This window comes from Kocuria sediminis (assembly GCF_009735315.1).
GTDB classification, from domain to species: domain Bacteria; phylum Actinomycetota; class Actinomycetes; order Actinomycetales; family Micrococcaceae; genus Kocuria; species Kocuria turfanensis.
On record NZ_WOGU01000002.1, the window covers coordinates 197,465 to 212,068 of the forward strand.

The 14,604-nt window shown below is 71.3% G+C and carries 11 protein-coding genes, 1 tRNA gene and 1 pseudogene; 7 read left to right on the forward strand and 6 right to left on the reverse strand.

Features of this window, described 5'->3' with window-relative positions; all coding sequences use genetic code 11:
- Positions 1-114: 114 nt before the first annotated feature.
- Together GMA12_RS03155 and GMA12_RS03160 are read left to right on the forward strand one after the other, a co-directional pair.
- Positions 115-705 (forward strand): thymidine kinase, encoded by a 591-nt coding sequence (locus tag GMA12_RS03155; protein WP_156267092.1) that lies wholly within the window; start codon positions 115-117, stop codon positions 703-705.
- 200 nt (positions 706-905) lie between these two features.
- Positions 906-1,712 (forward strand): annotated as a pseudogene (locus tag GMA12_RS03160) (IS5 family transposase); the annotation flags it as partial.
- 52 nt (positions 1,713-1,764) lie between these two features.
- Here GMA12_RS03160 and GMA12_RS03165 read toward each other — a convergent pair.
- The 3 genes from GMA12_RS03165 to GMA12_RS03175 form a co-directional block, all read right to left on the reverse strand.
- Positions 1,765-2,553, reverse strand: coding sequence for a hypothetical protein (locus tag GMA12_RS03165; RefSeq protein WP_156267094.1), 789 nt, complete (start codon positions 2,551-2,553; stop codon positions 1,765-1,767).
- Between the two features lie 526 nt (positions 2,554-3,079).
- Positions 3,080-3,640, reverse strand: a complete 561-nt coding sequence (locus tag GMA12_RS03170) for a hypothetical protein (RefSeq protein WP_156267096.1) — start codon at positions 3,638-3,640, stop codon at positions 3,080-3,082.
- A 463-nt stretch (positions 3,641-4,103) separates the two neighbouring features.
- Positions 4,104-4,180, reverse strand: a tRNA-Pro gene (locus GMA12_RS03175).
- Between the two features lie 237 nt (positions 4,181-4,417).
- On the opposite strand from GMA12_RS03175, the gene GMA12_RS03180 reads away from it, so the two are divergent.
- The 5 genes from GMA12_RS03180 (at position 4,418) to GMA12_RS03200 (ending at position 11,800) form a co-directional block, all read left to right on the forward strand.
- Positions 4,418-5,659, forward strand: coding sequence for a M28 family peptidase (locus GMA12_RS03180; RefSeq protein WP_162459418.1), 1,242 nt, complete (start codon positions 4,418-4,420; stop codon positions 5,657-5,659).
- A 147-nt stretch (positions 5,660-5,806) separates the two neighbouring features.
- Positions 5,807-7,396, forward strand: a complete 1,590-nt coding sequence (locus tag GMA12_RS03185) for a M28 family peptidase (protein WP_156267098.1) — start codon at positions 5,807-5,809, stop codon at positions 7,394-7,396.
- 277 nt (positions 7,397-7,673) lie between these two features.
- Positions 7,674-9,116 (forward strand): M28 family peptidase, encoded by a 1,443-nt coding sequence (locus tag GMA12_RS03190; RefSeq protein WP_370830075.1) that lies wholly within the window; start codon positions 7,674-7,676, stop codon positions 9,114-9,116.
- Between the two features lie 149 nt (positions 9,117-9,265).
- Positions 9,266-10,852 (forward strand): M28 family peptidase, encoded by a 1,587-nt coding sequence (locus GMA12_RS03195; RefSeq protein WP_156267100.1) that lies wholly within the window; start codon positions 9,266-9,268, stop codon positions 10,850-10,852.
- Positions 10,853-11,041: 189 nt separating this feature from the next.
- The gene (locus GMA12_RS03200) at positions 11,042-11,800 is read left to right on the forward strand and encodes an HAD family hydrolase (RefSeq protein WP_240898565.1); all 759 of its coding nucleotides are present in this window, start codon (positions 11,042-11,044) and stop codon (positions 11,798-11,800) included.
- 74 nt (positions 11,801-11,874) lie between these two features.
- Here the strand turns inward: GMA12_RS03200 and GMA12_RS03205 are convergent, their stop codons facing one another.
- Genes GMA12_RS03205 through GMA12_RS03215 form a run of 3 tightly spaced genes read right to left on the reverse strand, consistent with a single transcriptional unit; the run spans position 11,875 to position 14,415 of the window.
- Positions 11,875-12,540, reverse strand: coding sequence for a cyclase family protein (locus GMA12_RS03205; protein WP_162459419.1), 666 nt, complete (start codon positions 12,538-12,540; stop codon positions 11,875-11,877).
- Positions 12,527-13,993, reverse strand: a complete 1,467-nt coding sequence (locus GMA12_RS03210) for a purine-cytosine permease family protein (protein WP_156267102.1) — start codon at positions 13,991-13,993, stop codon at positions 12,527-12,529. The genes GMA12_RS03205 and GMA12_RS03210 overlap by 14 nt, the downstream gene beginning before the upstream one ends.
- Positions 13,990-14,415 (reverse strand): YybH family protein, encoded by a 426-nt coding sequence (locus GMA12_RS03215; RefSeq protein WP_156267104.1) that lies wholly within the window; start codon positions 14,413-14,415, stop codon positions 13,990-13,992. Before GMA12_RS03215 ends, GMA12_RS03210 begins: the two co-directional genes overlap by 4 nt.
- Positions 14,416-14,604: the final 189 nt, after the last annotated feature.

Here is a 14,604-nt window from a genome sequence, read left to right on the forward strand (position 1 = left end):
GTACAGTGTCCTGGAACCGTTTGAGCGCCCCGGCCTCGGACCTGCACGACGCCCCAGGAGACACCCCCCCGTGAACGCCCCCATGTCCTCGACCCCGCACGTCCGCACTGCCTGATGGCCAAGCTCTACTTCCGCCACGGCGCCATGAACTCCGGCAAGTCCACGGTGCTGATCCAGGCCGCCCACAACTACGAGGAGCGGGACCAGACGGTTATCGTGGCCAAGCCGGCGGTCGACTCCAAGGGCGCCGGGACCGTGGTCTCGCGGCTGGGGGAGTCACGCACTGTCGACCTTCTGCTGGCTCCGGGGGACCCGGTGCGCGAGCAGTTCCACGCCGCCGTCGAAGAGCACGGCCCCGTGCACTGCCTGCTGGTGGACGAGGCCCAGTTCCTCACTCCCGAGCAGGTGGACGACCTGCTGCGCATCGCCGTGCTCGACGGCGTCCCGGTGCTCGCCTACGGCCTGCGCACGGACTTCCGCACCGAGGCCTTCCCGGGCGCGGCCCGCCTGCTGGCGGTGGCGCACACGGTGGAGGAGCTGCGGACGATCTGCCGCTGCGGCTCCAAAGCGATGTTCAACGCCCGGCGCGTGGGCGGGGAGTTCATCTTCGAGGGCGACCAGGTGGCCATCGACGGCGCGGCCGTCTCCTATGAGTCGCTGTGCGCGGCCTGCTACCTCGAGCGCTCCGGCGGCCGGCTGAGCTGATCGAAGCGGTCCCCGGCCGACCAGGGTACGACCATGGGTCCCAGATTCGGTCTGCTGGCATCTGAGCGAAGGGTCTATCAGATCTCCTCCCGCAACCTCTGTGGTTGCCGGATTCCTTGTCTGGCGCAGGTCCAAGAGTGGATTCATTGGTTATGGCTGAGGCTTTGAGTGGGGTCTGCGGGGTGCTGATCATGGTTGCCATGGCGAGTCAGAGAGCGCCCGGGCGACTGGTCAACGACCTACTGTGGGAGATGCCGGAACCGTTCATCCCACCGTCTCCGCCAGCGAAGAACGGGAAGGCCCGCAGTCGCAGGTTGGTGACCGAGTTGCGCTGGAGGACATCTTGTTCGTGGCCGAGCACGGCATCGCTCGGCAAAAGTTGCTCACCTAGTTGAGCTTCGGCCCGGGGATCCTCTACCGGCGCCGGTGGCGGGCATGGCAGGGAGTCAGAGTGTGGACAAGCTCCGCCACGCCGTCCTCGAGCAACTCGGCCAGGAAGGTGCACTCGAGTGGTCGCGGGTGTGCCTGGCATCGGTCAGTGTCCGGGCGAGGGGGGCGAGCTGACCGGAACCCACACCACGGATCGCAGCAGGCTCGTCACGAAGTGCCACCTGCTCGTCACCGCTGGCGCATTGCTACTGGCGGTGGCGATCAACGGGGCCAACCGGCACGACTCCAGGCTGGTGGATCCGATCCTGGACGGACTGAGTCCGGTCAAAGGTCGAGGCCGAGGTCAACCCAGGCGCAGGCCGGAGAAGCTGCCCGCAGCCAAGACCTACGACAACCGCCGCCTCTGCCGTCACCGGCGCCGACGAGGGATCACCGCTCGCATGGCCCGGATTGGTGTGGACTCCAGCAAATGCCTCGGCCGGCACCGCCGGGTGGTGGAACGCACCTTCCCCTGGTTGCTGGCCTTCTGCCGACTGGTCCTCCGCTGCGATCGCAGCGCCACGACCATCACAGCCGTGGCCATCTTGGCCATCACTGTCGTCTGCGTCCGGCGACTACTGAGGCGGACTGTTGACGTTGTTCCTCATCCTGAAGGAACGATGCATCCGCTCAGCGTCCGAAGTAGCGCCCCCAGCCCAGGGCCTCGCCCAGGGCCCCGTCGTTGAAACCTGGGTGTGCTTGGCGCAGGTGGGCCATGTCGGCGTCCCAGTCCCAAGGGCCCAGGCCCATGTCGATGCCTTCATCGATCAGGGCGTCGGAGCGATGCACCGCCTCGTCGATCTGCTCGCGGAAGTAGAGGTCCCCCAGTGCATCTTCCAGGTCGACCCGCCCCAGGCCGTACTCCCCGACGTGCCCGGAGAACCGCCGGTTGAAGTAGTGCAGGGCGAACACCGCATTGAGCACATCCATCTCCCGGGCATGGGCCACGTCCTTGGCGCGGCGGGCCCGCACACCCACCCGGTACTGCTCGATCCGCACCAGCGCCGCGTCGAGCTCGCTCTCGTAGCGCCCGGACGGAAAGCCCGGAACGGTGTGGCGGATCTGTTCCAGAGCCCCGGCTCGGTCTGTCTTGCCTTCGAGCATACGAGTGCCGCGGTACGTGGCGGCCCAGCGCAGCCGTTCCTCCCGGTGCTCAGGTGTCTCCTCCGGGCGGTGATCCGTCCTGGCCATGGCGGTTGCGTTCTGTGTGTGGTGCCCGGCCCGGTGCTGCGTGTGCCGTCGGTGGTCGATGAGGCGCCCGGTCCCGACACCGAGGAAGACCCCGGCAGCGAGCCAGGACAGCTGCCACGTCAGTAAGGCAAGCACCGCACCGGCGAGCACGCCGAGGACCAAACCCTTCTGCATCGGCTCCAGATCGCGCCAGGCGCCTTCCTTGAACACCGGTCGTCGAGGGGTCACCGGATCAGCGGTTCTCGTGGGCGCGGTCGGTCAGCACGTAGGGGTCCTCCGGTTGGGTCAAGTGGGTGACCCCGACGTCGAGGTCACCGATGCCAGTGTGCCCGAGCGTGCTCACGTCCAGGGGAAGCCCACGCCCGGCTCCGCCATCATCGAATCGATCGATTCAGAAGCTCTGTCCTGTACACCATCCAGTGCGGCCGCAGGCGGACATGAACGCGGGCACGGAACAAGTGGTTTCTGCTGACCCGGTGCCCCGATCCACGTACGAATCCTCGAAGATCCCTACGGAGCACACGGGCGGGGACTTCTTGCTCACAGCCGGATTATTGGAACCACTTCTGGCAGGTGGTTTCAACAGTTCCGAGTTCGGGGGTAGCCAGACCCGTGGATCGATGACGACCATGGTCGCCATCGCACTGATAAGGCGTCCCCCGAGCAAGCCCGCTGGGTCGGGGCGGCTGAGCCGGGCGAGGACATCGATGACCTCGGCCCCTGTGCCGACGTCCCGCGTGAGGCGGGCAGCGCCTCAGCGGTGGATGAGGTGGCCCCAGTCCAGAACCTGGCTCAGCGCCCGGTCGTCGAATCCGGGGTGAGCCCGGCGCAGGTGGGCCATGTTGGGTTCGTGATCCCAGGAGCTGATGCCCATGCGGATGCCCTCTTCGATCAAGGCATCGCAACGCCGCACTGCCTCGGTGATCTGCTCCCGCGCATACAGGTCTCCCAGGGCGTCGACGAGGTTGATCCGGCCCAGGCCGTACTCCCCGACGTGCCCGGAGAAGCGCCGGTTGAAGTAGTGGATGGTGAACACCGCATGGAGCCGGTCCAGTTGGCGGGCCTCGGCGATCAGCTGCTCCCGACGGGCCATGACGTCCACCTGCGCCTCGTCGATCCGGGCCAGGGCGGCCTCGAGCTCGGACTCGTAGCGCTCCGGCGGGAAGCCCGGGAGGTTGGCCTGCATCCGCTCGAGCACGGCCTCCCTGAAGTCCCGTCCCGCAACCAGGCGGCCCCCGAAGTGCATGGCCATCGAGCGCAGTTCGGACTCCCGCTGCTCCGGAGTCTGCTCCTGGCGGTGTTCCCCACGGCTCACGGGTGTTCCGATCTGAGTGGTACGTGATCTGCTGCCGGCGGCCCCGGTCGGGACACAGGCAGCGCCCCGGCCACGAGCCACATCTCGGTCATCGCGCTCCTCGCGCACCGCCGGGACCGCGTCGCTGGACTCATGGTTTTCCACTGCTCCCGAGCCACGCTCGGATGTGCCGGACAGTGCGAACGCTAGCCCACACCGACGCGGAGAACGGGGAGGCGCGATCTGTGCTCGCCGGATGTCCCCGAGTCGACGCAAATCCCTGGAGCTCCCGGGGGCGCACGAAGTAGGGAGCATGGCAGAGACACGGATCAAAGGCCTCCAGCGATGCGTGGTCGACGCCATCACCGGGGCTGCTGCACGAACTCGCCATCGGCCCCACCTGCGGCGACCACCCCCGGGCATGACAAAAGGCCCGAACCCACATCCGTGGGTTCGGGCCTTGCCGATGTCCTGAGACATCACATGGTCGGGATGACAGGATTTGAACCTGCGACCTCGTCGTCCCGAACGACGCGCGCTACCAAGCTGCGCCACATCCCGTGAAGCGTCCGGCCTCGGCCGGAAACAACTGCTCCATCATAGCCATCCCGTCCCGCGCGTGGGAAATCGAGTCCGCGTGGCCGTGTTGCACCGGAGAACGAAACCCTCCTGCAGACCATTGACGGGGAGTCCGGCCCGTGCTTGCCTTAGCACACAGCACCGTCGTCTGCCCACGGAAGGACGTCAGGGGGACGTCCGGTCCGGCACCGCACGGCGCCATGTCTCGGGGGAGGGGCCGTGCGTCGACGAGCGTCCAGCAGAGGACTCACCTGCGCCGTGCTGGGGGTGTTCCTTGCCCTCGCGGCCGGTGTCCCTGCCACGGCCCTCCCGGCAGGACCCGACGGCGCCGCCGCGACGGAAGAGATCACCCGGGCCGTCACCGCCGAGCAGCTGGCGGGCCACCTGCGGGCGTTCCAGGACGCCGCGGACGACCACGACGGCAACCGCGCCGTCGGCACCGAGGGCTACCGGGCGAGCGTCGACCACGTCGTCGAGCGGCTGCGAGCCGCCGGCTACGATCCCCGGGTGCAGGTCTTCACGGTTCCGGCCGACGAGCACCACCACGGGTACGACGACGAGGACTACGATGACGGGACGGACACGCAGTCCCGGGTCACCTACAACGTCCTGGCGGACACGGCCACGGGGGACCCGGACAGCACCGTCATGCTCGGCGCGCACCTGGACAGCGTGCCGGAGAGCCCGGGCCTCAACGACAACGCCTCCGGTGCCGCCGGCGTCCTCGCCGTGGCCGAGGCCCTGGCCGGCACCGACACCCGGAACAGGGTGCGCTTCGCCTGGTGGGGCGCCGAGGAGGTGAACCTCGACGGCGCCGACCACTACGTCTCCGACCTCCAAGCCAACGACCCCGAGGCGTTCGACGACATCGCGCTGTACCTGAACCTCGACATGGTCGGCTCTCCGAACTACGGGCGCTTCGTCTACGACGGTGACTCGTCCGGGGGCGGCTGGCACGGCGACTCCGTCGAGGCCCCGGCCGGATCGGAGGCCGTCGAGGCGGCGCTCGAGGGCTACTTCGAGTCCGTCGCCATGGCCGTCGAGGAGGTCCCGATCGACGACGGCAGCGACCACCTCGTGTTCGCCGAGGCCGGGATCCCCGTGGGCGGGCTCTTCACCGGCGACACGGGGGAGAAGACGCGGCAGCAGGCGGAACGGTACGGCGGTGAGGCCGGCGAGGACTACGACCCGTGCTACCACTCCGCCTGCGACGACCTGGACAACGTCGACCTGCGGGTCCTGGAGGAGATGAGCGACGCCACGGCCGCGGTCGTCCTGGGCTTCGCGTCGTCCACGATCGACGACGGAGCGCCCCTCCGTCCCCCGGACGGGTGGCCCCGGCACAGCGTGCTCGAGGAGCTCAGACCGGAGCTCACAGGCCTCGTGGCCCTGGGCGTGGTCGCCGCGGCGGCCGCCGTGGGAGCGGTCGCCGTGCGGCGCCGCGCCCGCGTGCACCGGTGAGTGCGGCCGGTCACACAGATCTGGACAAAAGTCGTTGACCCACTGGTAACCCAGCTGTGAGCATGTGCAAATCCGCGTTATCCCCCGATGACTGTGAAACGCGTCATGGCCGGGTCACCTCCCGGCCGTCGCTCACCTGGAGGTTCCATGCCCGTTCGCACGCCCAGCTCCTGGATCACGTCGGCCGCCCTGGCCGGCGCCCTGACGCTCACGGCCACCAGCGCCGTCGCGGCCCCCTCCCGCGACAACAGCAACAACAACACCACCCACAAGATCACCCAGGCGGTCTCCGAGCAGAAGCTCACGGAGCACCTGACCGCCTTCCAGTCCATCGCGGAGGCCAACGACGGCAACCGCGCCTCGGGCACCTCCGGCTACCGGGCCAGCGTGGACTACGTGGTCGAGCGGCTGCAGGCCGCCGGCTACACCCCGGAGGTCCAGGAGTTCACCTTCCCGTACTTCCAGGAGGTCAGCCCCGCCACGGTCAGCGCGGACGGCACGCAGCTCGCCGCGGAGGACGTCGCGGTGATGACCTACTCCGGCTCGGGCACCGTCACCGCTCCGGTGCAGGCCGTGGACACCACCGGCGACCGCGTGGCCAGCACCAGCGGGTGCGAGGCCGAGGACTTCGCCGACTTCCAGGCGGGCAGCGTGGCCCTCCTGCAGCGCGGCACGTGCGCCTTCGGGGTGAAGGCGGCCAACGCGGAGGCCGCGGGCGCCTCCGCCGTGCTGATCTTCAACACGGGCCTGCCGAACGCCGAGGACACCGTGGCCGGCACCCTCGGCTCTCCGGAGGCCACCACCCTGCCGACGGTCGGGCTCAGCTACCAGGCCGGTGTGGACCTGCTGGACGCCCAGGAGGTCACGGTCAGCACGGACACCGTCTCGGCGACCCGCACCACCTACAACGTCCTCGCGGAGACCGGCACGGGCGACCCCGAGAACACGGTCATGGTCGGCGCGCACCTGGACAGCGTGCTCGAGGGCGCGGGGATCAGCGACAACGGCACCGGATCGGCGGGCATCCTCGCCATCGCCGAGGCGATCGCCAAGACGAAGACCGAGAACAACGTGCGCTTCGCCTGGTGGGGCGCGGAGGAGCTCGGCCTGCTGGGCGCCGAGCACTACGTGACCGATCTGCGGGACAACGACCCCGAGGCGTTCGAGGACATCGCGATGTACCTCAACTTCGACATGATCGGCTCCCCGAACTACGGGCGCTTCGTCTATGACGGCAACGCCTCCACGTTCGACCCCGGTGACACCAACGTCCCCGAGGGTTCCGGCGCGATCGAGGCGGCGTTCCACGAGTACTTCGCCTCGGTGGGACTGGCCTCCGGCGACACCGAGTTCAGCGGCCGCAGCGACTACGGCCCCTTCATCGAGGCCGGCGTCCCGTCCGGCGGTCTCTTCACGGGCGCCGAGGGCGTGAAGACCGAGGAGCAGGCCGAGCTGTTCGGTGGGCAGGCCGGTGTCGCCTACGACTCCTGCTACCACTCCGTGTGCGACGACATCACCAACGTCAACCTCCAGGGCATGGAGGAGATGTCGGACGCCGCCGCGGCCGTCGTCCTGCGCTACGCGATGTCCACCCACGACGTCAACGGCGAGGGCGAGCCCTACCAGCAGAAGGGCAAGGGCGCCGTCGGCCACCCGAAGGGCAACGACCGCGGCCACGGCCCGCACTCCGAGCACGGCCACGGTCACGGCCACGGCCACGACAAGGCGGCCGCCTGACCGCCCCGGAGCTCGACGGCCGGACGGCCCCGCCGGGACGCGCACAGCGTCCCGGCGGGGCCGTCCCGTTTCTCAACATGGCCGGAATCCTTGTCCCGGTCACTCCGACCTGGAACTCTGTGCACATCGCTCCATCCGCACATCGCTCCATCCGCACGGTGGAGCCGCCGCTACGGTCGAGCCCCCGATCGGCCCCTGCCTCGGGAGGCACCATGCGCCAGCGCACCCACGACCGGACCCAGGCCGCCGTGCGGCCGCCCGCACCGGGGTGGTCGCGGTGAGCCCGGCCGCCGTCCCTCCGGGGCAGGTCATGCGGCACCTCGAGGTGTTCCAGGCCGTGGCGCACGCCAACGACGGCAACCGGGCCTCGGGCACACCCGGCTACCGGGGCAGCATGGACTATGTGCTCGGCCGGCTGCGGGCCGCCGGCTACGCCCCACGGGTACAGACGTTCTCCTTCCCGTTCTTCCGGGAGGTCAGACCCGCCACGGTCGCCGCGGGCGGCACCCAGCTCGCCGCGGAGGACGTCGCCGTGATGACCTACTCCGGCTCCGGCACCGTGACGGCACCGGTGCAGGCCGTGGACACCACCGGCGAGCCGGGCGCCGGCACCAGCGGGTGCGCGGCCGAGGACTTCGCGGGCTTCCCCGCGGGCAGCGTGGCCCTGCTGCAGCGCGGCGGCTGCTCCTTCGCGGACAAGGCCGCCGCCGCACAGGCGGCCGGGGCGTCCGCCGTGCTGATCTTCAACACCGGCCTGCCCGGGGAGGAGGGCGTGGTCACCGGCACCCTGGGCACGCCGGGCGTGGTGACCGTCCCCGTGGTCGGCCTCAGCCACGCGGCCGGCCGGGCGCTGCTGGGCGCGGACGAGGTCACCGTCACCGTGGAGGCCGTCTCGGAGCAGCGGGAGACCTCCAACGTCCTGGCCGAGACCGGCACGGGCAACCCCGAGCGCACGGTCATGGTCGGCGCCCACCTGGACAGCGTGCCCGAGGGCGCGGGGATCAACGACAACGGCTCCGGCTCCGCGGCGATCCTGGCCGTGGCCGAGGCGCTCGCCGGAAGGGTCACCGAGAACCGGCTGCGCTTCGCCTGGTGGGGCGCGGAGGAGTTCGGCCTGCTCGGCTCCCGGCACTATGTGGCAGACCTCAAGGCCAACGACCCCGCCGCGCTGGCGGCCGTGGCGCTGTACCTGAACTTCGACATGATCGGCTCCCCGAACTACGGGCGCTTCGTCTACGACGGCGACGGCTCCGCGTTCGGCCCGGACGTCTCGGCGGAGGCCCCCGCCGGCTCCGCCGCGATCGAGGCGGCCTTCCACGCGCACTTCGGCTCCGTGGGGCTGGCCTCGGGGGAGACCGAGTTCAGCGGCCGCAGCGACTATGGGCCCTTCATCGCGGAGGGCGTGCCCGCCGGCGGGCTGTTCACCGGCGCCGAGGGGATCAAGACGGCGGAGCAGGCCGCGCTGTTCGGCGGCCGCGCCGGCGTCGGCTACGACTTCTGCTACCACGCGCGGTGCGACGACCTCAGCAACATCGACGTCCAGGGTCTCGACGAGATGACCGACGCCGCCGCCGCGGTGATCCTGCGCTTCGCGACGTCCACCGGGGACGTCGAGGGGGTGGGCCGGCAGCTGCGCACGGCCGCCGCCCCCGCCCTGCCCGTCACCGTGGACCAGGGGCACGGGCCGAGCAACGCCGCGGAGGAGAAGCGGGCCCGGTGAGGCAGGAGCTGCCTCCTCCGCCACAATCAGGAGTGCCATTGCGCCTCTGACCTGGGGCTGGGATGCTGTGCGCACGTCTCCCCCGTTCGGTGGAGACGTGCGCAGGACACGGTCGAGCCCCCGATCGGCCACTGGTCACGGGAGGACCCATGTCGCACCGCACACACCGTCACCGGGCCGTGGCCGCCGCACTGGCCGGCGCCGTGTCGCTCACGGCGCCGAGCGCCGTCGCTGCGCCACCGGAGGAAGGTGCCGGCCCGGGCCTGGAGGTCTCCACGGGCCAGGTCCTGGAGCACCTCGAGGTACTCCAGGCCGTCGCGCACGCCAACGGCGGCACCCGCGCCTCGGGCACGCCCGGCTACCGGGGGAGCCTGGACTACGTGGTCGGCCGGCTGCGGGCCGCCGGTTACGCCCCGCGGGTCCAGGCCTTCACGTTCCCGTTCTTCCAGGAGGTCGTCCCGACGACGGTCGGCCGTCCGGGCCCGGACGGCACGCCCGTGGTGCTGCCCGCCACGGAGGTGTCCGTCATGGTCTACTCCGGCTCCGGCACGGTGACCGCTCCGGTGCAGGCCGTGGACACCACTGGCGCCCCGGAGCCGAGCACCAGCGGATGCGAGGCCGAGGACTTCACCGGCTTCACAGCAGGGAACGTGGCGCTGCTCCAGCGCGGCACATGCCCCTTCGGGGTGAAAGCGGCCAACGCCCAGGTCGCCGGCGCGTCGGCCGTGCTGATCTTCAACACCGGCCTGCCCGGGGAGGAGGGCGTGGTCGCCGGCACCCTCGGCGAGCCCGGGACCGTCACCGTGCCCGTCGTCGGCCTCAGCCACGCGGCCGGGACCGCGCTGCTGGCCGGAGGCGAGGTGACCGTGACGGCCCAGACCGTCTCGGAGAGCCGGCAGAGCTTCAACGTCGTCGTCGAGACGGGAACCGGCGATCCCGGGAACAGCGTGATGGTCGGCGCCCACCTGGACAGTGTCCCCGAGGGCGCGGGGATCAACGACAACGGCTCGGGCTCCGCGGCGATCCTGGCGATCGCCGAGGCGCTCGCGGGCACGGAGACCACCAACACCGTGCGATTCGCCTGGTGGGGCGCGGAGGAGTTCGGTCTGCGCGGATCGCAGCACTACGTCGAGGACCTCCGGGCGAACGACCCGGGCTCGCTCGAGAACATCGCGCTGTACCTGAACTTCGACATGATCGGCTCTCCGAACCACGGCCGCTTCGTCTACGACGGCGACCACTCCGCGTTCCCACCCGTGCAGGGTCCCGAGGGGCCCGTGACGGCACCGGAGGGCTCCGCCGCGATCGAGGCGGCCTTCCACGAGCACTTCGGCTCCGTGGGGTTGGCCTCCGGCGAGACGGAGTTCAGCGGCCGGAGCGACTACGGGCCGTTCATCGCGGAGGGCATACCCTCCGGTGGGCTCTTCACGGGTGCCGAGGGGATCAAGACGGTGGAACAGGCGGCGCTGTTCGGCGGGCGGGCCGGGGTCGCCTACGACTTCTGCTACCACGCCGCGTGCGACGACCTCGCCAATGTGGACGTCCGCGGCCTGGAGGAGATGACCGACGCAGCTGCCGCCGTGGTCTCGCGCTTCGCCGCCTCGACCCAGGACGTCGACGGTACGGGCACGGGCGAGACCGGTCAGCAGGGAGCCCGCGACCTCCCGCTCGGTCCGGCCACCGTGGACCAGGGCCACGGCCCGCACAGCGCCGCCGAGGACCCTCCGGCGCTGTGACCGGACAGGGCCAGGGTGTGACGACCCGGTGGCCCGTCAGTGCGGCTGCACGGTCCGCTGGAGCGTCCGGCACGGCCTCCGGGCTGCTCGGTTGAGGGGCGCTCGCCGTCCCCCTGGTGCCGCCGGCACCGGCCGGCCACCCGTCGGTCAGCCGTTGCCCGCCCGACCACCGGGTGGGAGGGTGAGGCCATGACTGCTCCCCGGACCCCCGACTCCTCCGCCGACTCCTCCGCCGACGCCTCCGCCGACGCCTCGGCCGGCTCCTCCGCGCCGACCCGACGCGGCGTCCTGTTCGACGTCGACGGCACCCTCATCGACTCCAGCTACCTGCACACCGTCGCCTGGTGGCACGCCTTCAACCAGGCCGGCCACGACGTGCCGATGCACCGCATCCACCGGCTCATCGGGATGGGCTCGGAGCAGCTGATCGACGAGCTGCTGCCCGCCGACCGGGACACCGACGAGGACGACGCCATCGGCGCGGCCCACGGCGCCCTGTTCTCCGTGCACTGGCCGGGGCTCAAACCCACCCGCGGGGCCACGGAGCTGCTGCGCCGCTGCACCGACGCCGGCCTCGTGGTGGTGCTGGCGTCGTCGTCGAACGTCACCGAGGTCGCCGCCATGCGCGAGGTCCTGGGCTCCGACGACGTCCTCACCGCCGTGACCACCGCCACCGACGCCGAGCGGAGCAAGCCCGCCCCGGACATCTTCGCCGCGGCGCTGGAGGCCGGGGACCTGCGCCCGGAGCACGCGATCGTGGTGGGCGACGCCCGCTGGGACGTGGAGTCGGCGTGGCAGCTCGGACTGGACGCCGTGTGCGTGACGAGCGGCGGGATCAGCGAGACCGAGCTGCGGGAGGCGGGGGCGGTGGCCGTCTACGCGGATCCGCACGCCCTGCTCGAGGACTTCGAGAACAGCCCGCTGGGCCGGCTCGCCGCCGGCCGCTGAGCGCCGCCGGGGACCCGGCCGGGTTCAGTGCTCACATGCAGCGGCCCGGCTCAGGGAGCCGCCGGCTCCCCGTCCTAGCCGGCGTCCGGCCACATCGCCACCGCCCGCACCGGGGAGCCGTCCATGCCGGCCAGGCGCAGCGGCAGGGCGGCGAACACGGCTCCGGGGCGGTCCACGGCCGCGAGGCCGGTGAGGTTCTCCACGATCGCCCCGCCCGCCCCGAGCACCACCTCGTGCACGGGCAGCGCCACCGGGCCGGTGGCGTCCGCGGTGGGCGTGGGGTCCGGGTTGAGGGTGTCCACCCCGAGGGTGCGCACCCCGGCCGCGACCAGGCGGCGGGCGATCTCTGGGTCCAGGACCGGGTGCTCGAGGTAGCGCTCGGTGCCGAAGTGCGCCGACCAGCCGGTGCGGAAGAGCACGATCGTCCCCGGCGCGAGCCGGTCGAGCTGTCCGGCCACGTCCGCCCAGCGGATCACCCGGCCGGGCGCGCAACCCGGGACGTCGACGACACGGGCCGGTCCCACGAGCGAGGACAGCTCGAGGGCGTCGACGTCGGCGCCGCCCTCGACCGTGTGCGAGGGGGCGTCCACGTGCGTGCCGGAGTGGGTGCCGAGGTGCAGCTCCGCGACGCGGAAGCCGTCCCGGGCCACGGTCGCGGCGGTGCGCGTGCGCACGTGCGGATCCCCCGGGAAGACCTGCATCCCGGTGCGCACCGGGTGGCTCAGGTCAACGACGCGCACCGGTGGCCTCCGGCTCGGCGTCGCCCCCGGGGATGCTGTCGGCCAGGTGCCGCGAGACGGGCCGGTCCGTGCGGATCCGGCGGGCCGCCGCGGCCCACGCGAGGTAGAGCACGAAGGAGATCACGAAGGTGGGGATGGTCGCCCCGACGGGACTGGCCAGCACGTAGGTCAGCAGCAGCGAGGAGCCCGCGCCCACGAGCCAGGTCAGCACGGCGGCCGCGTTCACCCCGCCGCGGTACCAGTACTTCCCACCGCGCCCGCGCAGGATGTCGGCGTCGTAGGAGCCCTTGTGGACCACGTAGTAGTCGGCCAGCATCACCGCGAAGACCGGCACGAAGAGCGCCCCGATCACGGTGAGGAACGCGGTGAACTGGCCCAGCAGGCCCAGCCAGGTGGCGCCGACCACGGAGATCGCGCCGAGCACCAGCGCGGTGGGCAGGAACCGGAGCCGCGAGGACGGCACCATGTTCACCACCGAGGAGACCATGCCGTAGACCACCATCGTGTTGGTCGCCATCACGGACAGGAACACCACGACGGCCAGCGGGGCGCCGAACGCCTCGACGATCACGGTGGGGTCGAACGGGACGGCCTCGCCGCCCTCGAGGACCACCCAGGCGATCGCGGTGGCGCCCAGGGCCATGGCGAGCGTGGTGGACAGCGTGTAGCCGACCGCCGAGCCGATCACGCCGGCGGACTGGGTCCGGGCCAGGCGGTTGAACTCGGCGGAGAGCACGGTCCAGGAGATCGCGGTGGCGATCACGACGTCCAGCACCGACACGGCGGTCCAGCCGGCGGACGGGTCCGCGGGCAGGGCCAGGAAGTCCCCGACCGGGTGGGTCGTGAACGCGACGACGAAGATCCACGCCATGATCGCCAGGATCACCAGCGCCAGCCACGGCTCGACCCGGGCGATGCCGGTGTGGCCGAAGATGGCCAGGCCCACCACCACCAGCTGGGCGAGCACGGAGAACAGCACGGGGCTGGAGAAACCGGTGGCCTGGGCCACCACGTGGTTGACGGTGACGCCGGCGAGCATCGCCTGCACCCAGCTCCAGCCCATCAGCACCACCACGTTGGCCGCGACCGGCAGGAACGAGCCGCGCAGCCCGAACGCGCCCTTGGTCAGCGCCATGGTGGGCAGGCCGGTGCGGGTGCCCATGTTGCCCACCAGCACCAGCACGGCCCCGCCCAGCAGGGTGCCCAGCAGGATCAGGCCCAGGGCCGTGGCCCAGGGGACGCCGGGTACGAACAGGGTGCCGGTGAGCAGGGTGGTGACCACGAGGTTCGCCGCGAGCCAGATCATGGTGATCCGCCCGGTGGGCAGCGTCCCGCGCAGGGGCCCGTAGCCGTCGGTGTTCTCGTCGAGGTGGTTCGACAGGCGGGCCCAGGGGGAGGTGGTGGATCGGGTCCTGGGGGCCTGGCCGGCGGGTGCGGGGTGCTGGGAGCTCATCGGCCCTCCTGGGCGCTCGTGGTGGGCAGGGCGGCGGGGGAGAGGTGCTCATGGACGGCCACGAGCGCCCCGGGGCCCCGGCGGGCGAAGACGATGGTCTCCCGTTCGTGCGTGGTCTCCGGGCCGTCCGGGGTGCGGACCGTGGTGCGGACGTCGTGGGTGAAGACCGCCACGGAGCCCAGCACCTGGACCCGGGCGGCGGTGCTGCGGCACTCGAGCACCCGCCACCCGGCGTCCAGCCACGAGCGCCACAGCGCCTCGTAGGCGGCGCGGTCCTCCAGCCGGGTCGGCTCCGTGTGGAAGACGAAAGTGGCGTCCTCGGCGAAGGCCGCGAAGTACGCCTCCGTGTCGGTGGCGGCGAACGCCGCGACGAGCGCGTCGGCGGCTCGGACGACCTCGTCCTCGGTCAGGGCAGCTGGCATGGTCCGCGCTCCGCTTCGTCGTGGTGGGGCATCGTGGTGGGAAATGGTGGTGGGAGATCGTGCTGGAACCGGGGACCCGGCCTGGCGGCCGGGTCCCCGGGGGCTTTCGGGTCTGATGCCTGTGGGGCAACAAATGTTGCCCTAGTTTGTTGTGACGACCACCACTCTGTCAACCGGTTCATGACGCGC

Excerpts from the sequence above, each read along its gene's own strand:
- GMA12_RS03195 (WP_156267100.1), top strand. The coding sequence starts at position 9,266 with ATGTCGCACCGCACACACCGTCACCGGGCCGTGGCCGCCGCACTGGCC.
- GMA12_RS03185 (WP_156267098.1), top strand. The coding sequence starts at position 5,807 with ATGCCCGTTCGCACGCCCAGCTCCTGGATCACGTCGGCCGCCCTGGCC.
- GMA12_RS03215 (WP_156267104.1), bottom strand. The coding sequence starts at position 14,415 with ATGCCAGCTGCCCTGACCGAGGACGAGGTCGTCCGAGCCGCCGACGCG.
- GMA12_RS03155 (WP_156267092.1), top strand. The coding sequence starts at position 115 with ATGGCCAAGCTCTACTTCCGCCACGGCGCCATGAACTCCGGCAAGTCC.
- GMA12_RS03210 (WP_156267102.1), bottom strand. The coding sequence starts at position 13,993 with ATGAGCTCCCAGCACCCCGCACCCGCCGGCCAGGCCCCCAGGACCCGA.
- GMA12_RS03200 (WP_240898565.1), top strand. The coding sequence starts at position 11,042 with ATGACTGCTCCCCGGACCCCCGACTCCTCCGCCGACTCCTCCGCCGAC.